At 57.2% G+C, this 26,767-nt stretch carries 18 protein-coding genes; 7 read left to right on the forward strand and 11 right to left on the reverse strand.

Going from position 1 to position 26,767, the window contains the following annotated elements; translation table 11 throughout:
- Nucleotides 1-68 precede the first annotated feature (68 nt).
- From ABSH60_RS19475 to ABSH60_RS19500, 6 genes are all read right to left on the reverse strand, one after another.
- Complete coding sequence (locus ABSH60_RS19475; RefSeq protein ID WP_390975389.1) at nucleotides 69-320, reverse strand: hypothetical protein; 252 nt, start codon at nucleotides 318-320, stop codon at nucleotides 69-71.
- Nucleotides 321-365: 45 nt separating this feature from the next.
- Nucleotides 366-1,448, reverse strand: coding sequence for an Ig-like domain-containing protein (locus ABSH60_RS19480; RefSeq protein WP_390975391.1), 1,083 nt, complete (start codon nucleotides 1,446-1,448; stop codon nucleotides 366-368).
- Between the two features lie 90 nt (nucleotides 1,449-1,538).
- Nucleotides 1,539-2,429: a SinI family autotransporter-associated protein gene (locus ABSH60_RS19485; RefSeq protein WP_390975393.1), complete on the reverse strand. Its 891-nt coding sequence runs from the start codon at nucleotides 2,427-2,429 to the stop codon at nucleotides 1,539-1,541.
- Between the two features lie 59 nt (nucleotides 2,430-2,488).
- On the reverse strand, nucleotides 2,489-4,552 hold the full coding sequence (locus ABSH60_RS19490) for an inverse autotransporter beta domain-containing protein (RefSeq protein WP_390975395.1): 2,064 nt from the start codon (nucleotides 4,550-4,552) through the stop codon (nucleotides 2,489-2,491).
- 569 nt (nucleotides 4,553-5,121) lie between these two features.
- Nucleotides 5,122-5,793, reverse strand: a complete 672-nt coding sequence (locus ABSH60_RS19495) for a helix-turn-helix domain-containing protein (RefSeq protein WP_390975397.1) — start codon at nucleotides 5,791-5,793, stop codon at nucleotides 5,122-5,124.
- Between the two features lie 207 nt (nucleotides 5,794-6,000).
- Nucleotides 6,001-7,008: a LacI family DNA-binding transcriptional regulator gene (locus tag ABSH60_RS19500; RefSeq protein ID WP_217202745.1), complete on the reverse strand. Its 1,008-nt coding sequence runs from the start codon at nucleotides 7,006-7,008 to the stop codon at nucleotides 6,001-6,003.
- A 208-nt stretch (nucleotides 7,009-7,216) separates the two neighbouring features.
- Between ABSH60_RS19500 and ABSH60_RS19505 the strand changes: the two genes are divergently transcribed.
- Nucleotides 7,217-8,296, forward strand: coding sequence for a 1,4-beta-xylanase (locus ABSH60_RS19505; RefSeq protein WP_390975399.1), 1,080 nt, complete (start codon nucleotides 7,217-7,219; stop codon nucleotides 8,294-8,296).
- Nucleotides 8,297-8,341: 45 nt separating this feature from the next.
- Here the strand turns inward: ABSH60_RS19505 and fhuB are convergent, their stop codons facing one another.
- The 5 genes from fhuB to ABSH60_RS19530 all read right to left on the reverse strand — a co-directional run bounded on the left by fhuB (nucleotide 8,342) and on the right by ABSH60_RS19530 (nucleotide 15,203).
- Complete coding sequence (gene fhuB / locus ABSH60_RS19510; RefSeq protein WP_390975401.1) at nucleotides 8,342-10,279, reverse strand: Fe(3+)-hydroxamate ABC transporter permease FhuB; 1,938 nt, start codon at nucleotides 10,277-10,279, stop codon at nucleotides 8,342-8,344.
- Nucleotides 10,272-11,174, reverse strand: a complete 903-nt coding sequence (locus ABSH60_RS19515) for an ABC transporter substrate-binding protein (protein ID WP_217202748.1) — start codon at nucleotides 11,172-11,174, stop codon at nucleotides 10,272-10,274. The genes fhuB and ABSH60_RS19515 overlap by 8 nt, the downstream gene beginning before the upstream one ends.
- A complete protein-coding gene (locus tag ABSH60_RS19520) occupies nucleotides 11,174-13,522 on the reverse strand; it encodes a TonB-dependent siderophore receptor (RefSeq protein ID WP_390975403.1) in 2,349 nt (782 codons plus the stop codon). The genes ABSH60_RS19515 and ABSH60_RS19520 overlap by 1 nt, the downstream gene beginning before the upstream one ends.
- Before the next feature lie 117 nt (nucleotides 13,523-13,639).
- Nucleotides 13,640-14,674, reverse strand: coding sequence for a FecR domain-containing protein (locus ABSH60_RS19525; protein ID WP_390975405.1), 1,035 nt, complete (start codon nucleotides 14,672-14,674; stop codon nucleotides 13,640-13,642).
- A complete protein-coding gene (locus ABSH60_RS19530; RefSeq protein ID WP_390975407.1) occupies nucleotides 14,667-15,203 on the reverse strand; it encodes a sigma-70 family RNA polymerase sigma factor in 537 nt (178 codons plus the stop codon). Before ABSH60_RS19530 ends, ABSH60_RS19525 begins: the two co-directional genes overlap by 8 nt.
- Before the next feature lie 193 nt (nucleotides 15,204-15,396).
- Here ABSH60_RS19530 and ABSH60_RS19535 point away from each other — a divergent pair, with 193 nt between their 5' ends.
- The 6 genes from ABSH60_RS19535 to ABSH60_RS19560 all read left to right on the forward strand — a co-directional run bounded on the left by ABSH60_RS19535 (nucleotide 15,397) and on the right by ABSH60_RS19560 (nucleotide 26,767).
- Complete coding sequence (locus tag ABSH60_RS19535; protein WP_056777404.1) at nucleotides 15,397-16,614, forward strand: nitrate regulatory protein; 1,218 nt, start codon at nucleotides 15,397-15,399, stop codon at nucleotides 16,612-16,614.
- 279 nt (nucleotides 16,615-16,893) lie between these two features.
- Entirely contained in the window at nucleotides 16,894-18,156 is a 1,263-nt protein-coding gene (locus ABSH60_RS19540) for a CmpA/NrtA family ABC transporter substrate-binding protein (RefSeq protein WP_056777400.1), read from the forward strand.
- Between the two features lie 11 nt (nucleotides 18,157-18,167).
- Entirely contained in the window at nucleotides 18,168-19,076 is a 909-nt protein-coding gene (gene ntrB, locus ABSH60_RS19545) for a nitrate ABC transporter permease (protein ID WP_056777397.1), read from the forward strand.
- Nucleotides 19,077-19,085: 9 nt separating this feature from the next.
- A complete protein-coding gene (locus tag ABSH60_RS19550; protein ID WP_056777394.1) occupies nucleotides 19,086-19,883 on the forward strand; it encodes an ABC transporter ATP-binding protein in 798 nt (265 codons plus the stop codon).
- Between the two features lie 21 nt (nucleotides 19,884-19,904).
- The gene (gene nirB, locus ABSH60_RS19555; RefSeq protein WP_390975410.1) at nucleotides 19,905-24,101 is read left to right on the forward strand and encodes a nitrite reductase large subunit NirB; all 4,197 of its coding nucleotides are present in this window, start codon (nucleotides 19,905-19,907) and stop codon (nucleotides 24,099-24,101) included.
- Complete coding sequence (locus ABSH60_RS19560) at nucleotides 24,098-26,767, forward strand: nitrate reductase (RefSeq protein WP_183846927.1); 2,670 nt, start codon at nucleotides 24,098-24,100, stop codon at nucleotides 26,765-26,767. Before nirB ends, ABSH60_RS19560 begins: the two co-directional genes overlap by 4 nt.

Consider the following 26,767-nt stretch of genomic DNA (forward strand, 5'->3'; position numbering starts at 1 on the left):
TTATTTTGGCGCATCCTTTATGACACTCCGTGGTGTTTTAAATAGGGGTCATCCTCTTATACAATCACTTAATGAATGATGGCTAACAGCTTTGCCCACTCCTCAACCTGTGAACGGTATATAAACTCAATAATATCGGTATCATAAAGTCTTATGCCTTTAATTTCTAATACAATGCAGGGGTAGTTCACAGGCATATGTCTGACCAGTTCATTTTCAATTTCAACGGCTTCAAGCATTGGCGGAAAACCGTCATCAATATATAAATAATCTTTCGTCATCCATTCTCTGTATTCGGATTCATTATTTAATAGTTTCATCGTGATTACTCATGTTTTCTGTAATGACAGACAGCGTTATGCTTTTCATTCTACACAGGCATAACCCTCAACAATATCTTGTGTGTTAGAGGAAATATGACCATCTGACAGGTAGGCATAGGCGTAGGCACTGACATCGAAACTGGAAATATCAGAAGACCAAAAGACAACGCCTGAATGCGGCATATTTTCCACACTTTCTCCCCATTCTTCCCACAAAGAGGTGCCGGGTGCGTGACGGACATGTTGCCCGGCGGAGAGTTCATCCAGCTTAGGCAGACGCAGCCCCTGGTTTTCACACGCTTTTTTGGCGTCCGGCCAATTTTTGCTGGAGGTACTTGCAGTGTAAAAACGCTCAGGGGAGAAAATCATGGATGCTCTTTTCTCATTATGTCTGGCCATAATACGCACCGCGCCTTTTGTTTTAAATGTCACCAGTCCGCTGTTCGAGACTGTCGCGATGGCACTGTTACTGGTGGTCCAGTCTAACTGGTCAGCCAGGTTATCTGTTTCCATTTGTACTTCGGCACCGGCAAAGGCGGTGTGTAAACTGTTATCGCCACTCACGGTTAATCGCGCGGAGGGATTATTCGGTGCGACGATATATCCCACAATATTGATCGCGTGCGGGTTTACCGGTCCGTCAGGAATATTATCCGAATTGTCATAACTGCTGATATCGCCGATCTGAAGGGGAGTATTTGCCTGAGGAAAACCGGTAACCGTTTTCGGGGTAATGTTCACACCGATGACACAGCCCTTGTCGGCGGGCCTGATAACATAATTTGTCGTGCCTTGTGACAGCGTTCGCTTATTATTCGCCGCATCCAGACATATCCATTCGACAGAAGGGAGGGTCACATCATCATCACCTTCATCATCATTAAAACGCCAGGATAAAGAAATACTGTCATTGATTTCGAGTTCGTCATTATCGCCAATAATATCGTTATCCCGCGTGATATTTATCGTTTCGGGAAGGTCTTTATTATTGTAAATCACAGGCGCTGTACCGGCGACGATGCCCGCTGACCCCGTCATAACTTCTGCGGTTGCCATGAATGAGACGCCGAGAGAGGTTGCCACTAAAAAAGCGATCCCGGTGACGTTGGGTTTATTCGTTTTCATTTTTTACACCATAACAGCGGGAGTCTGGTTATTCAGTAAAGGGAAATAAACCGGGCGGTCGTCGCCCGGCTTATTCAACGCCGGGAAAGATTATTTTTGACGCTTACCGGACTTTAATGTGGCTTTCACTTTTGCGGTGTAATCCACTTTCAGCTGATAACCCTGAATACCGTCCGGACCGGCGCTGGCGAAGACGTTCTTCGCATCAGCGTTGGTTAATGGCAGTTTCAGATCCTTGTTATCGGTTGAGCTGACGGCCGCACCTCCAGCTGTACCCGCCGTTGCCGAGGTACCGTCGAAGGTCCACACGTAGCTGTAGTTAGAGGAAGCATCCACTTCACCGGCATCCATGACTTTGTTGTTGTTGGTGTCATACCAGATTTTGAACTGATAGCTGTGGCCAAGGATCAACTGACTGTTCGCTTTGCCAATCAGGTTAGTGCCAGGATCGGCTGCATCGACAATCATGGTTGACACAGTTCCGCCAACGACCGGACCGTCAGGGATATTATCTGTGGTGTCATTTTTACTGATATCCTGAATGGTGAGGGTATCTCCGACCGCTGGGATACCCGTCGAGGTGGTTTCAATGATCGTCACGCCAAGATAACGTCCGGCATCGGCCTGCGCGAGCGTATAGTCGGCTTTGCCGTCAGCAGCGGTGATATCCTTTTTGTCGCTCTGACCGTCTGACGTGGTGAACCATTTAATGGTTTTTTCACTGGCGTCCGTATCCCCTTCGGCGTCTTTTAAAACATAACTCAGGGTGACTTTATCTCCGACGGCCATTCCCGTGACAGAGCCACTTTCATGTCCGTTGGAAAAGGAGACGCTGTGATCGACGGCACCCGCACCGGTACCGGTGAGAACAGGTTTGGTACCCATTATCTGACCCGCGCTGGCGGTGGTATCCGCAACGGCAAACTGTGAACAGCTCGCAAATAACAGGGTGGCGAGTAATGTTTTATTGAAATTTTTCATAGGTAATAAAGACTCTTGTTAATGAGATAATCGTAAACTCTGAATGAAGCTGCCAGTTATTATCGGGTTCGTAATGACTCAACGGATTTCAACCCTTCCTGCGTCAGCTGGTAATCCACTTTTAATTCATAACCCTGAATACCTTCTGCTCCGGCACCGGCGAAAACGCTCTTCGCCATAGTATTGGTGGCTGGCAGAATAAGGCTATGGTTGTCTGTCGCGGAAACGGCAAAGCCGCCCGGCGTTCCCTCCGGCGTGACCCCGGTAAATTGCCAGCGGTAATTCACAAGCGACGATAATGGTGTTGACGAGGTATCAGAAATAGTTTCCCGGTCACTGGCATCCCACTGACCATTGTTATTACTGTCGTAGGCGACCCTGAATAAATATTCATGACCTAACTGAAGGGTATTTCCCCGGGTAGCCGTCAGATTAATATCCGGGGCTGCTTTATCCACAATAGCGGTATAAAACATGGTGTCAGCCGGGGAGAAATTAATCAGCACCGCATTGGTCCGTTGTGTTTCTTTATTTTCTGGTGAAGCGACAATGCTATAAACGCCGCTCATGGTACTGCTGACCGCGGCTTTTCCATTATCCGGAGAACGGGTGTAGAAAAGACAAGATGTTGCTGCGTCGCATTTTTCTTTTGATGCATGAATCACCACTTCGCTGCTATGACTTTTATCTTCCATTTTATAAGCACGGAACGTCATATTCAGATCTTCTGCATTAATTGGTGTCGTTTCACCTGCCAGCCCGGCAATTTTGCTCCCGCTGGCTTCTAAATCGACCACACTTTTACCGTCAGAAAGAACTTTGGTGGTTTTCTTCTCCTCACCGGCATCATTAATAACCAGCTGATAGGAAGAAGGGGCTTCCGAAACGATTATATCCACTGCGTTTGACTGCTTGCTGCGCCCTTTATCGTCGAGCAGCATCACCGAGAGCGTATATTTATTGGCATTAGGATCCGGAGAATCCACCCAGGCCGGGAACGTCAATGTCCAGTGGTTATTGGTGCCTGCGCTGATATTTTGTTCAGGGGATAACGCGGGTAAACCTAACAGTGTTTCCGGAGTAAACGCGCCAGAGGGGATCCAGCGAGCTTCTTTAATCGCCAGATGTGAGGAAATGGAAGCATTTACGGTCCAGTGACATCCTTCATAGGCCTGTGCTTGCTCCGGTGTATCAGCAATGATGCATTGCGCGGCGGTGCCCGTCGGTTTGAGGTACAAACCGATATCCAGATCGCTTTTTTCGCGGTATTCGAGAACGATGTGATTATTACGATCGACGAAATCCATCCGGCTGCCGGCCAGCGTTCTCATTTGCGACACGGCGGAAGGATCCAGTTGTTTTGAAATGGGCACGCCGATGCGGTAATCCAGCGCGAGTTCGGCGGTCACTTCATCGCTATCAGAATTCCCTTTTTTATACCCCACGCCAAGGGTGACCATGGGAACCGGCGTATAATCTGCGCCCAGCGTGACCGCGGAAGGGTCTTTTTGCAGATCATCAGTGCCAAACAGCGCCACTTCGTCACCGTAATACTTTTCGTAAACCAGTGACGAACCAAGCTGAGGATAGGCAGGTAAATAAGCCTGCACACGCATATCCCAGCCCCTTGCCGGGCGTTCTTCATAATTTTCCAGATCGCGGGAATCTTTCCATGAAGATAAAGGCAGATAATAGTTACCGCTGAGCTTTAAAAAGTTTGTCCAGGCCTCACCACCAAAACCTATACGCCGGTGATGCCGGGTAATATCGTAATCATAGAAAGTATTGGCACCAATCATCCAGTCCTGGCTGAGATTATGACGAATACCGGCACCCAGGTTAGCTATTGTCCTGCCATCGGTATTATGAGCAGAAATTTGATTAAAAAAGAGATTATCCTTTCCCTCAATGATCGGGATGAGATAATCCAGTGACGAGCCGTCAAGGCTTCCGTCATCATCGAGAACGAATTGTGTACTGATATGCCCGTAGGGAGAAAGTAAAGATTCGGCTTGCGCCTGTGCCGCGCCGCTGGCTATTCCTTTTCCGTACTGGAATAACTGTGATTTCAATCCTTCAGGTGTCAGATTTTGAAAATTTTGTTGCGCTTCACTCGTCGCCATTTGCGCCGTCTTCGAGGCCCAAATATCATTCTCAGCCGGGTTATTTTTTGTCTCGCTTTGATCTGCGTCGTCAGATGATTCGGCACGGCTGCCGAGATCAGGCAAAGGAATATTATCAGAGGCCTGTACTGTCTCTGCAGGAATTTGACAAAATAAAGATATTGCCAATGAATAAAAAATAAATTCTTTCATCATATTATTAACCGATAATACGGGGCAAGTTCTTAAAAAAAGAATGATTGAGTATTCGCAATCAGATATTACTCTGGCTTTGCGCGGGTAAATTGTATTCCATGTGGGTGGATGAAGCAGATCTTAACAACAATGGGTTTTTACAACAACGTCCGTTTTTGGACAGTTGAGCGGACTAACCGAATGAGAGATAAGAATTTTTTTATCGAAGTGATCTCTCGCTCCCACAGCGCAGGACAGCGTGAATTTTTCAGTAATGATGTTATTTTGATTTAAAATCAGTGAGTTAAGTGATGTTTTAAAACGAGGAATATCAGAGGCTTTTGTGGAAAGATTTTGGGTGATTGACAACTATTCAGAACAAACAGAACCCCCAGTCAGAATGATTTTGGCAGTTTTCTTAATATGCTTATCAGTTTGCCACTTTCTATTTTTATATATTCACCTTGCCGCAGGTGAGATAATATTTTCATTATTCCGCTGCGCGCCAGATGACTACGTTCTAAAATAAACGTAGGGACATTGATTTTGGTTTTTATCTCAGAGGGAACCTTATCCAGTTCAAGTAACAGGGCGCGCACGATTTCGTAAGAAGTCTTATTAATGAGCATGTTTGTTCGGTACGCGTGGTAATCATTGAAATAGGACTGGCAGATCAGCAGTTCTTCAAGAAGTGAGTTTGCATTTATAATCCGGATAACAGAGGATAAAGGCAGTGTTTCTAATACACAGTCAGGGCGGGAAATGAACTTATAGATACTGTCGCGATAGGGTGAACCTTGCATCCCGAAAATAGCGGGGGCGCGGGCAGTGGCAAATAGCATATTATCCGCGTTGCGGTAAATATCCACTGTCCCTTCAATCACAAGCACGACCTGAGAATCACCTTGTTCATTGTGCAGTTTAACCTCTCCTCCGGTGCGGTCAGGCAGTAATGGAGCAGATAATTGTTTGAATAACCCGATTAATTTAATGATTGTTTTAACGGGCTTTTGCATAGGATGATGACCTGAAGTCGACATTTTTTCAGACAGGTGTTCAGTGTTCATTCCGCCTCTGATTTATTTAAAATTGACTTTCCCTGTTCAGGCGGAAGTCTACCACGGCGGAGGCGAATTGCTATGGACTTAACATGTCAGGCGTTGTTGATTAATCTTTATAACCTCCGTTGTTGCTACGGATGTTATAAAAAAGCAGAAATCTAATTTCTGAAAAATAATGTCATCATGGGTTAATGTGCATTAAAAACGGAAACATTATCCTGCGGTGCTCGCACGCACCTTCAGTTTTCCTGCCATGCGTACGCACGTTGCTGCATCTTCTCCTGAACAAATATATTCCACCGCCTGACGGCCCAGTTCGACATAAGGCAACTGTACGCTGGTCAGTTTCGGGGTCATCTGATCGGCAATGCGCTGATCGTCGTATCCGGCAACCAGAATATCCTGCGGAATACGCAGATGCAGTTCGGTCAGCGCCTGATAACAGCCAAGCGTCATCCAGTCGCTGGAGCAAAAAATGGCATCGGGCGGTTCCGGCAGTTTCATCAGTGCCAGAGTGGCCTGATAGGTTTCATTCAGCGACCAGTTGGTTGCCATCACCCGCCGTTCATCATAAGGAATACCCGCATGTGACAACGCTTCGCGGTAACCTTCACGGCGCATTTCGCAGGCCTCCATCCAGTTATCCCCCATGATATGCGCAATGCGAGTCGCACCCTGTTCGATGAGGTGGCGGGTGATCTGCAACGCGTTAGCACGGTCGTCGGGCAGGAAGGTAGGCAGCAGCGGGAAGGCGCGATCGTAGACATTGAGCAGCACAACGGGAAGCGAAGTCTGGTTGGCGAATACCGAAAAATCAATCGCCTGCGTAACGGGGGAGGCAATGATGATGCCCGCACAGCGGCGCTGATTCAGCTGCGCAATGATACGCACCGCCAGCCCGATATCATCGCCATAATCATAGACGGTTAGCAGCGTATCGTGCCGCCACGCGGCTTCACGGGCTTCGCTCAGCGCATCAACAAAGGGATCGTAACTCGGCATGGCGTTGAGCAGCAGGGCGATCTCTTCCTGTCCGTTATCCCGGTGCGGTGCAGGCATTTTTTTATAGCCGAGCGACAGGGCGGTATCGAACACCCGCTGACGGGTTTCTTCGCTGAGTTTTATGGCGCGTGAGTTGTTTAAAATAAGCGAAACCGTTGCCTGTGAAACTCCCGCTTCACGTGCGATATCACTCATTGTCACCTTATTCTTTTTCTCCATCCGCCTTTCCCCGTCACCCTGTTTTATGCCCGGCGCACTATATCACAGCACACATTTTTGCCAGACCACCCGCGAGCTTGCCTGAAAAGAGTGTGATCCCACTTGCAGAACCCGCCCCCCATATTTGCAGCCTGGCCGGTTTGATAATAACTATTAGCTAATATTATTAGCAATGGCATGTTACCGGCAACCGGACCAGGAGAACAGAATGAAAACGCAGTGGAGCGAACAACAGGCAGCAGAATGGGGAAAGCAGCAGGGGTGGATTTGCGGATTCAACTACCTTCCGCGCACGGCGATAAACTGGACAGAACTCTGGCAGCGCGAGACGTTTGACGCGCCAACCATTGATCAGGAGCTGGGCTGGGCGCACCAGGCCGGTTATAACCAGCTGCGCATCAATCTGCCGTTCATCGTCTGGCAGGACGATCGCGACGGTTTGCTGGCGCGGATTGATCAGTTCCTGAGTATCGCTGCGCGCCATCAGATCAAGGTGATGCTGACGCTGATGGACGATTGCGGATTCTCCGGTGACGAGCCGTTCCTTGGCCCGCAAAAAGCACCGGAGCCGGGCAAACATAACAGTCAGGCGGCGGCCAGTCCGGGGCGGGATGTGGTGTGCGATCGCGACAGGTGGCCGGAGATTGAGCGCTATGTACGCGATATTATTCGTCATTTTCGTACCGACGCGCGCATCGCTATCTGGGATTTATACAACGAGCCGGGCAACCGTGGCACCTTTGCCACCGGGCTTGAAGAAGTGCTGTATGACGAAAAACTCGAGGTTTTTGCGCTCGAACTGATGCAGCGGGCGTTTGTCTGGGCGCGGGAGGAGGATCCGGTTGCGCCGCTGACCGTCGGCGCATGGCATTTCCCGCAAGACCCGGATCAGCCGGAAAGCGAGTTTTTCACCCATCCGGTCGATGTCGCCGCCGCGCAGCTCTCCGATGTCATCAGTTTCCATGCTTACGTCGCCACGCCAAAGCTTTTGCAGGCGCTGCGGTTCTGGCAAAAATTCAACCGCCCGGTGCTGTGTACCGAATGGCTGGCGCGCCACGTGGGCAGCGTGTTTGAAGAACAACTGCCGTTGTTCAGCGCCTTTAACGCGGGCTGTTATCACTGGGGGCTGGTGCGGGGTAAAACGCAGACCACACTGCCGTGGCCTTCGGTGCGCAAGGGGAATCAGGATTACGCCCACTTATGGTTCCACGATGTGCTCGATGAATACGGCATTCCGTTCCGCCGTGCCGAAATGGATCTGGTTCGCCGTTTAACACGCATGAAATAATCTTTTCAACGGTCGCACAGGGACGTGCGGCCGATTCACGAATCTTCAGTGCTTACTACTTCCTTTCATCAGCAGCCATAAAAACCACGGTGCGCCGATCAGCGCGCACAGCAGCCCGGCGGAAACCGGCCACGGCCAGGCGATGTTACGGCCCAGCCAGTCGGCGATCACCATCAGCAAAGCGCCAAACAGTGCCGCGACCAGACATTGCGCACGGAAACGGATTGCGCCGCTGTAGCGGGCCAGCTGCGGGGCAATCAGCCCGACAAAACTCAGCGGGCCGATCAGCAACGTGCCGCCTGCGGTCAGCGCCGCCGCCAGCAGCAGGATCAGCATATTGCTGCGCCGCAGCCCGATGCCGAGCGACCGCGCGGTGGGATGCCCGAGGCTCAGCAATTGCACCCAGCGCTGCAACAGCAAGGCCAGCGGGATCAACACCAGCGCCTGACCCGCGCCCCAGACCGCACGTTCTGCGGTGATGCCTGCGGTGGATCCGGTGCTCCAGTTGAGCAACATCATCGCGCGCGGATCGCCGCTCATCAGCAACAGCATACTCAGCGCCATGCTCAGGTGCGTCAGACACAGCCCGACCATGACCATCGATTGTGGCTGAAAGCGCGAGCGTAACCCGAACATAAACAGCAACAGGGTCGCCAGCAAACTGCCCGCCAGCGCGGCCGGAAACAGCGAAGACAGCGGCTGATTAAACAGGACAACCATCAGTACCACCGTCAGCGATGCGCCGCTGCTGATGCCGAGCAGTTCCGGGCTGGCGAGGGGGTTGCCGCTCTGCCGCTGGATCAGCACCCCGGCGACCGCCAGCATCGCCCCTGCGCTGAGTGCGCCGAGCATGCGCGGCCAGCGCCATTCCAGCAGCGCCCGGAACGTAGCGCCTTCCGGCGACCGGTTAACCAGCAATGAGACGACGATCCCGCCCAGCAACATCAGCAGCAAGATCTGCAGCCGGGCGCGGGTCAGCCTGCGGGCGGGCGGTGCGCTGAACGGCGACGGCGTGAGAAGCGGATTGCGCTGGCGAAACAGCAACACCAGCATCAGCGGTGCGCTGAGTAATCCCGAGAGCGCACCGGTCGGCAGATCGCCGCCGGCAGGTGACAGAAACTGTGCCAGCTGATCGACCAGCGTCAGCAACAGCGCGCCACACAGCGGCACCCACAGCATCTGATGCCGGAATGAACGCACGCCGGTCAGCCGCACCAGAGCCGGAGCGGCCAGTCCGACAAAACCGATAATGCCAAGCTGACTGGTGACCAGCGCACTGAGCGCCACGGCGACGGCAAGGGTGGCGATACGCACTTTCACCACCGAAACGCCGAGCGCACCGGCGCTTTGGTCGGAAAGGCCGATCAGCGCCAGCGGCCTTGCCAGCAGGGCGCTCAGTGCCATCAGTATCAGCAGCGGCAGCAGTAAAAATTGTGTTGCCTGCCAGCCGCTCTGGCTGAGTGAACCGGCCTGCCAGCTGAACAAATCGCTGAGATAATCATGGTTGAACAGCACCATCAGCGTGTTGAGGGCATTGCCGTACAGGCTGATGACCATGCCGGTGAGGATCACTTTCAGCGGATCCAGCCCCTGACGGGCGATCAGCAGATAGAGCACCAGCGCGGTCAGCGCCGCACCCGCCAGCGCCAGATTGGTCAGGCCGACCACCAGCAGGCCGGGGAACACAATCATGCTGGCGGACATAGCGAGATTGGCACCGGCGGCAATGCCGAGCGTCGCGGGTTCGGCCAGCGGATTGCGCAATACCTGCTGAAAAAGCAGGCCCGCCATCGCCAGCGCCATTCCCGCCAGCACGCCGATCGCCAGACGCGGTAAAAAACTGTAATGCAGCAACAGGCTGGCGGTTGCCGGAGAAGGCGTATTGCCAGAACGTGAAAGATTACTGAACAGTAAAAATGCGCACAGCAGCGTCAGTAGCAGCGCGAACAGCCACGGGAGCAAAGCACGGTGTTGTTTATGCATCGCCCGTTGCCTCTCCCAGTGCCGCCGTGATGTGCTGCGCCAGACTCACCGCCGTCGCCAGACCGCCAAACGGGAAGAAGTGCGACAGTTCTCTGGCCCGGCCTGCGGCCACCAGCGGTAACTGCTGCCACATACCCTGCGGCTGACGCAGCCGCGAAACGCGCGTCAGCGTGGTCGGCAGTTCGGTATAAAACAGCCAGTCCGCCGGTAACGACACCAGTTTCTCAATGCCCACATTGGCGGTGCCCATCGCGCCGACCGGCTGCGTCCAGGCATTGCGTAACCCGAGCTGAGTGAGCAGCGCATCGGGCAGGCTGTTGCCGCCATACACCGTGGCGTATTTCCCGTCCTGACTGCGTACGGCGACCAGGATCCGTTGCCCGGCGGCATGCGCGATGCGCTGTTTGCAGCGTTCGATCGCCACCGCTGACGTCTCAGTCAGGCGGGCGGCGCGGGGGGAGATCGCCAGTTGTTGGCCGAGTTCCGCCGTGAAGTTCAGCAAAGCTGACCAGAGCGGCCCGGCAGAAGGATAGACCGACACCACCTGCAACGGCGCGATGCGTTGCAGGCTGTCGAGGAGGGCAGGCGCAAGCCTGTCGCTGAGAATAAGTCCGGGTTTCAGGGCGGCGATAAGTTCCAGATTCGGCTCCCAGTAGGGGCCGATATCCTGAACCTCTGCCGGTAACACCGGTGTGGCAATCCGGCGGCGGAAATAGCCGCCGTCAGATACCGCGAGCGGCGTCATACCGAGCGAAAGCAGGGTTTCCGCCGCCAGCCAGTTGATGGCAACGATACGGTGATCCGCAGGCGCCGCCAGCGCTGACGCTGCATCAAGCAGCGGCAGCGCCAGTAACGCCTTCAGACAGTCGCGCCGGCTGAGTAACAGGCCTGACATCAGAAGCTGTATTTCAGCGAGCCGATGAACGTGCGTTCCTGTCCCGGATAACAGCTGGTGTCGTCGTCGCAGGTGCCGACATAGTCATGATCCAGCAGATTCTGAATATTGAAACCGACAGAAACATGCTGATTAACCTGATATTTCGCCCCGGCGTCGATCAATGCAAAGTTCTTCACCGGCACGGTATTGGCGTTATCGCCGTACATGCTGCCGACATAGCGCACGCCGGTGCTCAGCAGCAAACCGTCAAGCACGCCCTGATGGAAGCCGTAATTCAGCCAGGTGGAAGCCATATGTTTGGGCACGTTGGCCTGCTCGTTGCCGCGATCGCCGTTGTTGCTGGCGGTGATTTCGGTTTCGGTGTAGGTGTACGACGCCAGGACATCGAGATTCTGCGTCAGCTTCACCGTGCTTTCCGCTTCAACGCCTCGCGAGCGAACTTCGCCGGAAGCCACCTGATAACCGGTGATCACGTTATTGACGATCTCGTTGGTCAGCACGTTACTTTTAGTGATATCAAACGCTGCCAGCGTCATCAGCAGGTCCGGGTCCGGCTGGTATTTCACGCCGACTTCGTACTGGTGCGCCTTGCTCGGATCGAAGGTGCGGTTCTGGCTGTCGGTCCCGCTGTTAGGCACGAAAGATTCGGCATAGCTGATGTACGGCGCAAGCCCGTTATCGGCCAGGTACGTCAGCCCGGCACGGCCTGTCCAGGCGCCTTTATCCAGCCAGCTGGTGCTGTCGTTGAGATTATTTTGCGTGCGCATACTGATGTCATCGTGGCGGCCGCCTAAGGTCAGCAACCATTTTGGCGTCAGTGAAATCTGATCCTGCATATACAGGCCGAGCTGCGCGGTGGTCTGATCGTTATTGTTCAGGGCATAGGTCGGATCGGCGATATTCTGGCCATACACCGGATTGTAGATATTCAGCGCCGGGGCGGCGGCCCCGAAGCGTTTGGCATTGCCATCAAGGCGGCTGTAATCGAGCCCGGTTAACAGACGGTGCGTGACGGAGGCGGTGGAGAAATCCGCCTGCAACTGGTTGTCGATATTGAACGCATTCATGTGCTCGTCAAAACGAATCGCATTGCGCGACACCGTACCGGCGTTGAAATTCACCGCGCCCGGCAGCAGGTTATTCAAAATCGTGTCAGTCTGGCCGTAACGCACGTTCTGGCGTACCTGGAAAATATCGTTGAACTGGTGGCTCAGCTCATACCCGACGGTGAACTGTTCCTGACGAAAACGGTTATAGCTGTAATCGCCGAGCAGGGTATCGGTGACCTTGCCGCCCGGTTTGGTCAGCACGGCAATGGTGCCGCCGGAGGTGTCACGCAGATAATCGGCGCGCACGGTCAGGCTGGTATCGGCGTCCGGCAGCCAGGTCAGAGAGGGGGCGAGATAGACGCGGTTATCTTCCACATCCGGGCCGTCGCGGTACTGAAACTGCGTGTCGCTGTCACGGGCCAGGCCGATCACGCGGTACAGATAATGGCTGTCATCATCGATTTTATCGCTCATATCAAACTGCGCCTGACGGCGGTTGAAATTGCCCAGTTCGACTTCCACGTCATGTACGCCCTGTGCCGACGGCAGCTTGCTGATGCGGTTCACAATACCGCCCGCGTCGCCCAGACCGAACAGCGTGGATGACGGCCCGCGCACAATATCAATCCGTTCCAGCGCGTAAGGTTCGGTGCGGAAATAGCTGTAACTGTTGTTGAGCTGGCGCAGGCCGTCGCGGTAATCATTGGTGGTCAGGGCGTTAAACCCGCGAATGTAGATCCAGTCATAGCCTTTAGGGTCCACACCGTAGGTTTCGGTTTTGACGCCTGGCACATAACGCAGCGCTTCGGTGACGCTTTGCACGTTCTGTCTGTCCATCCGTTCACGGGTAATGACTGACACGGACTGAGGCACTTCCAGCAGCGGTGTGTCGGTTTTGGTGGCGGAGTTGCTTTGCTGCGGAATGGCAGAATAGGGGCCAGTCTGCCCGGTGACCGTCAGCGTGTCGGCGGTCGCAGGCTGCGGCGCCACCACCACGGTGTCGTTGTCGAGGCTGTAACCCAGGCCGCTGCCGCCCAGCAGACGGCCAAGTGCCGCTTCCAGCGTCATGTTTCCCTGTACGGCGGGGGCATTTTTTTGTGCGACGGAGTCCGGTGCAGCAATCAGCTGTACGCCAGCCTGCTGAGCCAGCGCATTAAGCGAAGTGAGAAGCGGCTGGGCAGGCAGTGAAACCGGCAGCGTGGCTGCCGCCATAACCCCCGGTGAACAGACGGCGAGCGCGATCGCGGTCAGGCCAGTGTTGAAACGCGTACCCTGATAAAACGAAGAAATGGTCATGCGGATATCCCCAGAAATAAATCAAATAAGAATCATTATCCTTTCTGAAGACGAGACTGACGCCAAAACCCTGACGTCGTCTCAGGAATATTTTTACTTTATTTTTAACCGGGTCCTTCAGCGCCTGCGGATCTGCGTCTCGCCGGCCTGCAGATTGATTTTCACCGGCAACACTTTGGGCAGGGCGCGGGCAAAACTGTCCGGGCGATAGACGTTAAAACTGCCGCTGATGCGCAGGGCGGCAACCTCCGCCGATCCCGCCACGTAAGGCATATCGCCGTAGCGTGCGAATTCCGCCAGCGCCAGACGCAGCGGCGTGTTATTGAAATTAATGCGCGACTGCCGCCAGTCTGCGATAGCGTCCGGCGCAACCGGTGGCTGACGGGTGAGATTTCCGCGAATATCGCTGGTGGCGCGCTGCGTGGCGCCCAGCACCATCAGATGACGGTCCTGCCCGGTCAGATGCAGTGCGGCCATCGCCCGCCAGCGCATATTTTGCAGCCATGCGCGCGGGCCGACGCGCACGGCGCCGCTGCTGACCGCGACATCCACACCGTCGCCGCTCATCGACTGCGGGATATAGCGCACGCTGAAACGGGTGCCAAGCACGGTGACGCGGGAAGGGCCGCTCAGCACCACAAAGGGTTTATCCTCAAGATGCTTCACGTCAAAAAAGGCCTGCCCCTGACGGAGCGTGACTTCCCGCCGCTGCGGGTAATACGCCACGTCGAGCCGGGTTTGGGCATCGAGCGTCAGCACGGTGCCGTCCGGCAGGGTGATCTGTTGCGTTTCACCGCGTCCGGTATGCAGCTGGGTGGTCATCACCGGCGGCGACAGCCACTGCCAGGCAGGCCACATCAGCACCAGCAGCAGCGCACACGCCAGACCGGCCAGGTGCCAGACCGGGCGGCGCAAAGCCTGAGGCCGCGCGGCGGGCAGTGAGGCACGCAGACGCGCCACGTTTTTCTGCGGCAATTCACCGACCTGCTGCCACACCTGCTGCATGGCGCGGTATCGCGCGGCGTTGTCGGCCTGCGTGAGCCAGCGTTCAAATTCAGCGCGTTCCCCGGCTGACAGCCCGGTCTGCTGTTGACTCAGCCAGCGCACGGCCTGCTCATCGGTCTGCATATGTGGATCCCTGGCGCTATTCATCAAGGCCATCCTTATTCTTGTCTCGGGCTTGCTGGCCGGAATGCTCCTGCTGCCAGATGTCGTTACTGTTCCGGCAGGCCAACATGGCGCGGATAATGTGTTTTTCGACCATATTGATGGAGATCCCCATCTGGTGCGCAACCTCTTTCTGCGACAGGCCGTCAAAGCGGTGCAGAATAAAGGCTTCACGGCAGCGCGGCGGCAGGCCTTCAATGGTGCGGGTCATCAGTTCAGTATACTGATTTTCTTCGATTAATTCGTAAGGTTGCAGATAAGAAGGCGCCGCAAATTGCTCCGCGTCCGTCTCATCAGCAGCGTCGCCGGACGCTATGTCAGGGCGGCGATAGTGATCGACCAGCAAATTGCGGGCGATACGGTACAGCAGGCTGCGGTGCGACCGTATGGGCTGGGTGACCGTCAGCGCCCGGATAAACGTTTCCTGCGCCATGTCTTCTGCATGTTCACGGTCACGGAGTTTCCGGTTTATAAACCGATATAATTCAGTGTAATACTTCTCGAAAGCAGGCACTTGATTCTCTGGTGATGAAGGACAGGGGGGCTTCTGCGATGCCTATATTACGCATAAATCCCCGCGCCTGGCATACTTAAATGATAATCATTCTCGAAAATAATCTACCCAACTGGTCTGAATCTCTGCGCAGGCCGCCCTCCGGCACGCTTCTTGCTTCACCGCTGTTATCCTCCGGCGATCAGGTTCAACCATGACACTTTCTGCTCTCGATTTTGTACTGGCTTCCAAGAGAAGTGAAATCACCGGCCTGCAACAGTTGCTGCAAATGGGCAAACTGGTGGGAGCGGTCAGCCAGCTTATTCACGTCTTACAACGCGAGCGCGGCACGGCAAATATCTACCTGGGTTCGCAGGGCAAAACCTGGGGTGACCGGCTGAGCGAGCGGGCGCTTCAGGTACAGCTTGCTGAGCAGGCGGTCAGCCAGCAACTTGCGGCGCTCGATCTCCACGGACAACCGATGGCTAACGCCTCGCGGCTGTTCAGCCGGATTGCCGGCGTGTTGCATAGCCTGAGCACGCTGCCGTCGCTGCGCGCGCAGGTTCAGGCGCTGAGTATCCAACAGCCGGACGCCATGAGCCGTTACAGCGAGGTGATCCGCATTCATCTGGCACTGGTGTTTGAAGCTGCGGATACCTCCGGTGATCCTTCTGTCTCACGGGCGTTGTTGGCGATGTTCAGCTTTATGCAGGGTAAGGAACTGGCCGCTCAGGAGCGCGCGCTGGGTGCGGCGGGTTTTACGGCGCGCCACTTTGACGAGCAGACGCACCAGCAGTTACTGGCGCTGATCGAAAGTCAGGAGCGCTGTTTCCAGACATTCACCGAGTTTGCCGATCCCCGCTGTCTGGCGCTGTGGCAGCAACAGCTGAGCGCCGACAGCAGCGAGTTCGAGCGTTTTCGCCGTATTGCCTGCACCCGCGCAACACCTTCCGGCGAAGCCAGCGACGTGGCGTTGCGCTGGTTTGACGTCACCACCGCCCGTATCGACGGCATGAAAATTGTCGAGGATTTACTGGAAGATGTGCTGACCGAATGCTGCCGTCAGCGGATCCGCGATGCAGAACGTGCCGGAGAATTGCAGCAGCAGGAAATCGGCCAGATACCGCGCCATGACCCGCACTACGCCGCGCTGATCCCGCCGCAGCTCAGCCGTTCCGTCCTCGAACTGGTGGAGCAGCAATCCCGCCAGCTACAGGCGCAGGATGCTGAACTGGCCGGACTGCGCACCACGCTTGCCGAACGCAAAGTAGTGGAACGCGCCAAAGGCTTACTGATGCAACACCACGGCATGAGCGAGCCGCAGGCGCACAAGACGCTGCGCGACATGGCGATGAACCAGAACAAAAAGCTGTCAGACATCGCCGACGCGATGCTCTCGGTGGCGGCGGTATTGGGCAAATCCGCGTCCTAATCCTAAAGGAGTATCTGCACAATCTATGTGCCATACGGGTGTGCACCGCGGGCAGTGGCGGTGCACCGGAAAGCGCTGAACGCGAAGGGCACCCGCTAACTGGCTGATTTACCAGTGATGTCACAAGTTGGCACACAAGCTGCATTGTTTATCATCACAGCACTAAACCAATGGCGGTTTAGTCAGCATTTCGGATAAAGGCGTCCGTTAGCGTTCAGGAAACTGAGCGCTAACCGGACGCTTTTTTTTTGCTCATTTTTCACCTTACAGGAAGCCGTAATGACGCAAGACGACAACAACACAGTGGGCACATTCTCCCGCCGCCGTTTTCTGGCCGGCAGTGCAGTGCTGGGCGGCAGCATGATGATGCCGGGCTTTATGAACAGCGTCTGGGCGGCGGGCTCTGATGCGCCCGAGAAAAAAGAGATCCGCGTTGGTTTCATTCCGCTCACTGACTGCGCGTCAGTGGTGATGGCGGCGGTGAAAAAGTTCGATGAGAAATACGGCATCAAAATCATCCCCAGCAAAGAATCGAGCTGGGCGTCGGTGCGCGACAAACTGGTGTCCGGCGAGCTCGATGCCGCCCACGTGCTTTATGGCCTGGTGTACGGATTACAGCTCGGGGCCTCCGGTCCGCAGCACGACATGGCGATGCTGATGACCCTCAACAATAACGGGCAGGCGATCACCCTCTCAAACCAGCTGAAACAGGCGGGCGTCACCGATGCGGCCTCGCTGAAAAAAGTGGTGGATGCCAGCGCCAAAGGCACCTACACCTTTGCGCAGACGTTCCCCACCGGCACCCATGCCATGTGGCTCTATTACTGGCTGGCGAATGCCGGGATCCACCCGTTTAACGATGTGCGTAACGTCGTCGTACCGCCGCCGCAAATGGTGGTGAACATGAAAATTGGCAACATGAGCGGTTACTGCGTCGGAGAACCCTGGAACCAGCGCGCCATTTTAGATGACGTCGGTTTTACCGCCGCCACCACCCAGGAAATCTGGGCCGATCATCCGGAAAAAATCCTCGGTACCACTTCCGCCTGGGTAGCCGCGAACCCTAACGCCGCCCGCGCACTGACCGCCGCGGTGCTCGACGCCTCACGCTGGATAGACACCTCCGATGCCAACCGCATTGAAACCGCGCAGGTGGTGGCGGCGCGCGCCTACATCAATACCCCGGCGCAAACCATTCAGGGACGCATGCTCGGCGAGTACGACAACGGGCTGGGCAAAAAGTGGAAAGATGCCCACAGCATGCGCTTCTTCAACGACGGCGCGGTCAACTATCCGTACCTCTCCGACGGCATGTGGTTCCTGACGCAGCACAAACGCTGGGGGCTGATTGACAGCGATCCGGATTACCTGGCCGTCGCCAAAAAGATCAACCGCACCGACATCTACAAACAGGCCGCCACGGCGGTGGGCGGCATCAACATGCCTGCGGGTGATATGCGCAGCAGCACCTTGTTTGACGGAAAAGTGTGGGATGGCAGCAACCCCGCGCAATACGCCAACAGTTTTGCCATGAAACGTTAAGTGAGGCCGAAATGTCCATGAACCCGAAAACCAATATTGTCGCCCTGACCGCAGAGCCGGAAAGCGCGGAAATTCTGCCGCTGAACGCCGCGAAAGCCGCGCCGCCGCCGGTGGCGAAAGCCGCGACCGGCAGCAAAGGGCGTGAAATCCTGCGTCGCATGATGCAAAAACTCGTGCCGGGGCTGCTCGGCGCGATAGTGCTGATTGCTATCTGGCAGATTGCCGCACTCAGCAGCAAAGGGTTTCCGACGCCGCTGAAAACCTGGGACGCGGCGAAAATCATCTTTGCTGACCCGTTTTACATCGACGGCCCGAACGACATGGGCATCGGCTGGAACGTGCTGGCGTCGCTCAAACGCGTGGCGATGGGCTTCGGGCTGGCGGCGCTGGTGGGGATCCCGGCCGGGTTCCTGATTGGCCGCTTCCGTTTTATCGCCAATATGCTCAACCCGATCATCTCTTTACTGCGACCGGTCAGCCCGCTGGCCTGGCTGCCAATCGGTCTGCTGCTGTTTCAGCGCGCCGAACCGGCATCCGCCTGGACCATCTTTATCTGCTCAATCTGGCCGATGATCCTCAACACCGCCGAGGGCGTGATGCGCATTCCGCAGGATTATCTCAACGTGGCGCGGGTGCTCAAACTCAGTGAATTCACGGTGATGCGCAAAATCCTGTTTCCTGCCGTGCTGCCGTACATCCTGACCGGCGTGCGTTTGTCCATCGGCATCGCCTGGCTGGTGATTGTTGCGGCAGAAATGCTCACCGGCGGCGTGGGGATCGGCTTCTGGATCTGGAACGAATGGAACAACCTCAACGTGGAAAACATCATCATCGCCATCCTGCTGATTGGCGTGGTGGGCATGCTGCTGGAGCAGGGGCTGATGGCCATTGCGCGGCGCTTCAGCTACGAAAACCGTTAGGAGCCTGACATGAAAAACGACAAAGCCATTATCCGCGTAGAAAACGTCACGCAAAGTTTCCCGACCGCCAAAGGGCCATTTCTGGCGCTCGACAACGTCAGTTTTGACATCGCACAGGGTGAAACCGTCAGCCTGATCGGTCACTCCGGCTGCGGAAAATCCACGCTGCTGAACCTGATTGCCGGGCTGAGCCGCCCGACCGAAGGCGTCCTGCTGTGTGACAACCAGGAGATTAACGGCCCCGGCCCGGAGCGCGGCGTGGTGTTTCAGAACCATTCGCTGCTGCCCTGGCTGACCGCTTTTGAGAACGTCGCGCTGGCGGTACATCAGGTATTCAAAGGCCAGATGAGCAAAAGCGACATGCAGGCATGGATCGAACACAACCTTGAGCTGGTGCATATGTCACATGCCATGCACAAACGCCCCGGTGAAATCTCCGGCGGCATGAAACAGCGGGTCGGCATTGCGCGCGCGCTGGCGATGAAACCCAAAGTGCTGCTGATGGACGAACCTTTTGGCGCGCTGGATGCCCTGACCAGAGCGCATTTGCAGGACGCGGTGATGGAGATCCAGTCACGCCTGAACACCACCATTTTGCTGATCACTCATGACGTGGACGAAGCGGTGCTGCTGTCTGACCGCGTGATGATGATGACCAACGGACCGGCGGCGAAAGTCGGCGAAGTGATGCAGGTGGCGCTCGAACGGCCGCGTTCACGGCTGGCGCTGGCGAACGATCCGAGGTTCCACCAGTACCGCCAGCAGGTATTGCAGTTCCTGTACGAAAAACACCAGGCCGTGGCCTGAGTCAGTGGTGGAGTGAGCGCAATGGATAAACCTGTTCTGGTGGTGATCGGCAACGGCATGGCGGGCGTCCGGCTGGTGGAAAAGCTGTGCGAACGCGCACCGTCGCGCTTCCGCATTCTGATCATCGGTGACGAAGCGCAGCCCGCTTACAACCGCATCATGCTCACGCCGGTACTGTCGGGCGAGAAATCCTTTGCCGATATCGTGACGCACGAACAGAGCTGGTATGAACGTCACAACGTCACGTTTTTGCGCGGTGCGCCGGTCACGGCCATTGACCGTGCCGCCAGACGGGTCAGCGTTGAGGGGCAAACGTTCTCTTACCATCATCTGGTGATCGCCACCGGTTCGCGGCCTTTTATGCCGCCGCTGCCGGGGGCGCAACTGGCGGGGATCCACGGATTCCGTACGCAGCGCGACGTCGAAAACATTCTGCACGGACAGGTGGCCGGACGACCGGCGGTGGTGATCGGCGGCGGCGTGTTAGGCGTGGAAGCCGCCGCGGCGCTGGCGATGCGCGGAATGGCGGTCACGCTGTTGCATCGCGGCCCGCATCTGATGGATCAGCAACTGGATGAACATGCTGCCGGGCTGCTGCGCATGAGCCTGCTGTCACGCGGTATCGAAACGGTATTGCAGGCGCAAACGGCGGCCTATGGCGCAGACGACAGCGGCAACGTCCGGCAGGTGACCTTGTGCGATGGCCGCGTTTTGGCGGCGCATCGTGTGGTGGTGGCCGCCGGTGTCCGCCCGGATATTGCGCTGGCGCAGGCTGCCGGTCTGGCCTGTGCGCGTGGCATTCTGGTGGATAGCGGGTTGCAGACTTCTGATCCGCATATTTCCGCCATCGGCGAATGTTGTCAGCTGGGCGAACTGACTTTCGGGCTGGTCGCTCCCTGCTGGCAGCAGGCAGAAAACCTGGCGGCCAGACTGGCGGGCGATGATGCAACGCCCTTTACCGTACAAAACGTCCCGCTGCGCCTGAAGGTGACTGGCATTGACCTGTTTTGCGCCGGTGAACTTGCCGCCGGTGATGACGCCCAGATCCACAGCACCTTTGACCCGATCGACGGCCACTACCGCCGCCTGTTACTGCGCCACAACCAGCTGCAAGGTGTGCTGCTGTGGGGCGACATCAGCGACGGGCCGGACTACTTCTCACGTCTTCGCCATCCATCCATTCAGCCATCGCAACTGAGCGTTTTCAATCCAGAAGAAACGCCTGCGGTGCCTGATCTCCCCCTGAACGAACCGTTATCCCATGAGATAGCGAGGAGCAATGTAATGTCAAAACCCGTTTTAGTGATGGCCGGACACGGCATGGTCGGACACCATTTCTTGCAACAACTGGTCGAGCGCGAACTGCATCTGCACTATCAGGTGATCGTGTTTGCCGAGGAAACGTCCCCGGCATATGACCGCGTCCATTTGTCAGAGTTTTTCTCCGGACGCAGCGCCGAATCGCTGTCGATGGTAGAGGACGGCTTCTTCGAATCCACCGGTATTGAGCTGCGTCTCGCGCACGGCGTGGAGCACATTGATACCAAACACCGTTTTGTGGTTGACCGGCAGGGGCGGCAGACGGCGTACGATTTGCTGGTGCTGGCGACCGGCTCTTACCCGTTTGTGCCGCCGATACCGGGGAATGACGCGCCGGGCTGCCTGGTGTACCGCACGCTCGACGATCTGGCGGCGATCCAGGCCTGCGCCGGTAAGGGCACCACCGGCGTGGTGGTGGGCGGCGGATTGCTCGGGCTGGAGGCGGCCAATGCGCTGAAACATCTCGGGTTGCAAACGCACGTGGTGGAGTTTGCGCCACGGCTGATGGGCGTTCAGCTCGATGAGGGCGGTGCGGCCATGCTGCGCCGCAAAATTGAAGCGCTGGATGTGCAGGTGCACACCGGCAAAGAAACCCGCGAAATCGTCGCAGGTGAAACCTGCAGTTACCGCATGGTGTTTGCCGACGGCAGCCATCTGGAAACCGATCTGGTGCTGTTCTCCGCCGGGATCCGCCCGCGTGACCAGCTGGCAAAAGAGTGCGGGCTGACGGTCGGCCCGCGTGGCGGCATTGTGATTGATGACCAGTGCCGCACCTCCGATCCGGCAATTTTTGCCATCGGTGAATGTGCGTTGTGGAACGGTCAGATCTTCGGGCTGGTCGCGCCCGGTTATCAGATGGCGCGCACACTGGCGGATACGCTGTCCGGTAGCGAAGTGGCGTTCAAGGGCGCGGGCATGAGCACCAAACTGAAACTGCTCGGCGTCGAAGTGGCGTCGGTCGGGGACGCGCACGGCCGTACCCCCGGCAGCCAGAGCTACAGCTGGGTGGACGGCCCGGCGGAAGTGTATAAAAAAATCGTGGTGTCGCAGGATGGCAAACGCCTGCTCGGCGCGGTGCTGGTCGGCGACAGCACCGAATACAGCACGTTGTTACAGATGATGCTCAACGACATGCCGCTGCCCGCGAATCCGGAAGGGCTGATCCTTCCCGCCAGCACCGGTGCTGCGCCGAAAAGCCTCGGCGTGGCGGCGCTGCCGGACGGCGCGCAGATCTGTTCCTGCCATAACGTCAGCAAGTCGGATATCTGTGACGCGGTGAAAGGCGGCTGCGGCGACATGGCGGCAGTCAAAGCCTGTACCAAAGCAGCCACCGGCTGCGGCGGCTGCGCGGCGCTGACCAAACAGGTGATGGAGTTCGCGCTGACGGAAATGGGCGTCGATGTTAAAAAAGACATCTGCGAGCATTTTGCCTATTCGCGGCAGGAGATTTATCACCTGGTCCGCATGGGCAATATCCGCAGTTTCGGTGAACTGATTCAGAAACACGGCCACGGCCACGGGTGTGAAATCTGTAAACCGCTGGTGGGATCGGTGCTGGCATCATGCTGGAACGATTACCTGCTCAAACCGCAACATCTGCCATTGCAGGACACCAACGACCGCTTCTTCGCCAACATCCAGAAAGACGGCACTTATTCCGTGGTACCGCGCGTCCCTGCGGGGGAAATCACCCCGGACGGCTTGATCGCCATCGGACTGGTCGCCAAGCGTTACAACCTTTACACCAAAATCACCGGCGGCCAGCGTGTCGATCTGTTCGGCGCACGGCTGGAGCAGTTGCCGGAAATCTGGCAGCAACTGGTGGATGCCGGGTTCGAAACCGGTCACGCCTATGGCAAATCCCTGCGTACGGTGAAATCCTGCGTCGGATCCAACTGGTGCCGCTACGGCGTGCAGGATTCAACCGGGCTGGCGCTGCAACTGGAGAGCCGCTACAAAGGGCTGCGCTCGCCGCACAAAATCAAAATGGCCGTGTCCGGCTGCACCCGGGAATGTGCCGAAGCACAAAGCAAAGACGTCGGTGTGATTGCTACGGAAAAAGGCTGGAACCTTTACGTCTGTGGCAACGGCGGCATGAAGCCGCGCCATGCCGATTTACTGGCGCAGGACATGAGCACCGAAGCGCTGATCCGCACCGTGGACCGCTTTCTGATGTTCTACATCCGCACCGCCGACCGCCTGCAACGCACCAGCACCTGGATGGACAATCTGGAAGGCGGGATGGCGTATCTGCGTCAGGTGGTGCTGGAAGACAGCCTGCATATCGGCGCGGAGCTGGAAAACGAGATGAACGCCGTGGTCGGCACCTATCAGTGCGAATGGCAGACCACGCTGGCTGACCCGGATCGTCTGGCGCTGTTCAGGCCGTTTGTGAACAGCGAACTGCCGGACGAAGCGGTAGTCATGGTGCAGGAGCGGCAGCAGATCCGCCCGGCAACTCCCACGGAGCGCGCCTCACTGCCACCGGTGGTGGTGAATCAGCCGGTGATGGCCGTTCATGGTTGGGTGGATTTGTGCGAACTGAACGCCATCCCGGCCAACGCAGGAATGGCGGCGCGGCTGGCAAACCGCCAGATTGCGCTGTTCCACCTGCCGGATCATCCGCAGAAGGTTTTTGCCCTCAGCAATCATGAGCCGGACAGCGACGCTAACGTGCTGGCGCGCGGCCTGCTGGGCGATGTGAAAGGGGAACCGGTGGTGATTTCGCCGTTGTACAAGCAGCGCTTTCGTTTGCTGGACGGGTGCAGCGTGGATGACGGGCACACCGCACTCAGCGTCTGGCCGGTCAAAGTGGACGGCGGGCGCGTCTGGGTGCAGGAAAACCCGGTGAGCCACGGGGTGCGTGCCGCAGAGCGGATTGAGACGGTCAGCCTATGAAAAAAGACGCGACGTTCACCACCTGCGCATACTGCGGCGTCGGCTGCGGCGTCAGGATGCAACCGCAGGTGCAGGGCTTCAGCGCCAGCGGCGACGATGCGCATCCGGCCAGTCTCGGGCGGCTGTGCGTTAAGGGCAGCGCGCTGGGAGAAACGCTGGATTTGCAGGGACGTTTACTTCAGCCGGAAATCCACGGCCAGCCGGTCAGCTGGGAGAAGGCGCTGGACGCCGTCGCCAGCGGATTGCAACAGGTGATCCGCGAACATGGCCCGCAGGCCGTGGCCTTCTACGGCTCAGGCCAGTTGCTGACGGAAGACTATTACGTTGCCAACAAACTGATGAAGGGTTTTATCGGCGCGGGAAATATGGATACCAACTCGCGCCTGTGCATGGCGTCGGCGGTGGTCGGCTACAAACGTGCGTTCGGCGCGGATGCCGTGCCGTGCAGCTATCAGGATCTGGAACGGGCAGACTGCGTGATCCTCACCGGTTCCAATACCGCCTGGGCGCATCCGGTAGTTTATCAGCGGCTGGCGCAGGCGAAAAAAGAGCGGCCCGCAATGCGCATTATTGTGATTGACCCGCGCCAGACCGCCACCTGTGATATCGCCGATTTGCATCTGGCGTTGCGCCCCGGCAGCGATGCGGCGCTGTTTTGTGGTGCGCTGAACGCCATGGCGGACAGCGGGAAACTCGACGCCGCTTTCCTGCAACAGCATACCCGGGGTGCGGAACAGACCTTGCAGGCGGCACAAACCTGGACGCCAGCCCGCACTGCCGATGCGTGCGCGCTGCCTCCGGCAAAGCTTATGGCCTTTTATCAGATGATTGCTGACAGTGACCGGCTGGTGACCCTGTATTCGATGGGCATCAATCAGTCCAGCTCCGGCGTTGATAAATGCAACGCCATCATCAACTTACATCTGGCGACCGGCAAGATTGGCCGCGAAGGCTGCGGGCCGTTTTCCATCACCGGCCAGCCCAATGCCATGGGCGGGCGCGAAGTGGGCGGTCTGGCAAACCAGCTGGCGTCGCACATGGGGTTCAGCGCGCAGGAGGTGGATCGCGTGGGGCGGTTCTGGGCGAGTGACAACGTCACGAAAACCGCCGGACTGAACGCCGTTGACTTGTTTCGTGCCGTGGAAACAGGCCAGATCAAAGCGGTATGGATCATGGGCACCAATCCGCTGGTGTCGCTGCCGGATGCCGACCGCGTGCGTGCCGGGCTGGCGCGCTGCCCGCTGGTGATTGTCTCCGACATCATGCGCGATACCGATACCACCCGTGCCGCCCACATTTGCCTGCCCGCACAGGGCTGGGGCGAGAAAAACGGCACGGTCACCAATTCCGAACGTTGCATTTCCCGTCAGCGGGCGTTTCTGCCAGCGCCGGGCGAGGCGAAACCGGACTGGTGGATCCTCTGTCAGGTGGCGCAGCGTCTGGGTTATGACGATGCCTTCGCCTATCAGCATCCGGCAGAGATTTTCCGCGAACATGCGGCGCTTTCCGGTTTTGAAAATCAGGGCTCGCGGGCGTTTGATATCAGCGGGATGGCGCAGCTTTCCAATGAACAGTGGGACGGGCTGCGTCCGGTGCAGTGGCCGGTCAACGCCGCAAATCCGCAGGGCACTGCGCGGCTGTTCACCGATAACCGGTTTTTCCATCCTGACGGCCATGCGCGGCTGATCCCCGTTACGCCAAGGCCGCCGGTGAACCCGCCGACGGCTGCCTGTCCGCTGATCATGAACACCGGCAGGGTGCGTGACCAATGGCACACGATGACACGCACCGGGAAATCTGCGCGCCTGATGCAGCACATCAGCGAACCTTTCTGTCAGTTTCATCCCGACGATGCCCCGCAGATCCAGCCCGGCGATCTGGTGCGCGTTGCCTCCTCGCACGGCTGGCTGTTGCTGCGCGCCCAGCCGGACAGGCTGCAACCGCGCGGCAGCGTCTTTGTGCCGATGCACTGGAACAGCCAGTTCAGCCAGCAGGCCAGGGTGGATGCGCTGATTGAGGCACATACCGATCCGCTGTCCGGGCAGCCGGAAAGCAAACATATGCCGGTCAGTCTGCGCCGCTGGAATGCCGCCTGGCAGGCCGAACTGTTTATGCGCGGCGACAGCGACCGGCATCCGGCACCGCCTGACACTGCTTACTGGAGCCGCATCGCGCAGCAGGGCGTGACGCATTACACGCTGGCCGATTCGTCTTTACCGCAGGACTGGACGGCCTGGCTCAGCGAACATTTCGGCACCGGCCAGTGGGTTTGCCAGGCGGCACATCTGGGCGATGACGGTTTTCATCTTCTGGCCTGGTCCGGCGGTGAGCTGCAACTGGCGTTTTACGCGCACCGCCGTCGCCCTGCGCCGGAACGTCAGGCGGTGGTGGCCGCATTTTCTCAGCCGCCGGTGACCGCGTCGCAGCGTCTGGCGCTGCTGGCAGGCACCGCCGGAAACGGTAAAGCCCCCACCGGCGCGATGATTTGCAGCTGCTTTGCCATCGGCGAAATCGCCATCGCAGACGCCGTGCGGCAGGGATGTCACAGCGTGCAGCAGCTCGGCGCGCAGCTGAAATGCGGCACTAACTGCGGTTCATGCATTCCCGAACTCAAAAAGATCATAGCCGGCCAGCTTACGTCGCTGACGGCAGGAGACGACCAATGA

Source organism: Rahnella sp. R3(2024), from assembly GCF_042920125.1.
In the GTDB taxonomy this organism is placed as follows: Bacteria; Pseudomonadota; Gammaproteobacteria; order Enterobacterales; family Enterobacteriaceae; genus Rahnella; species Rahnella rivi.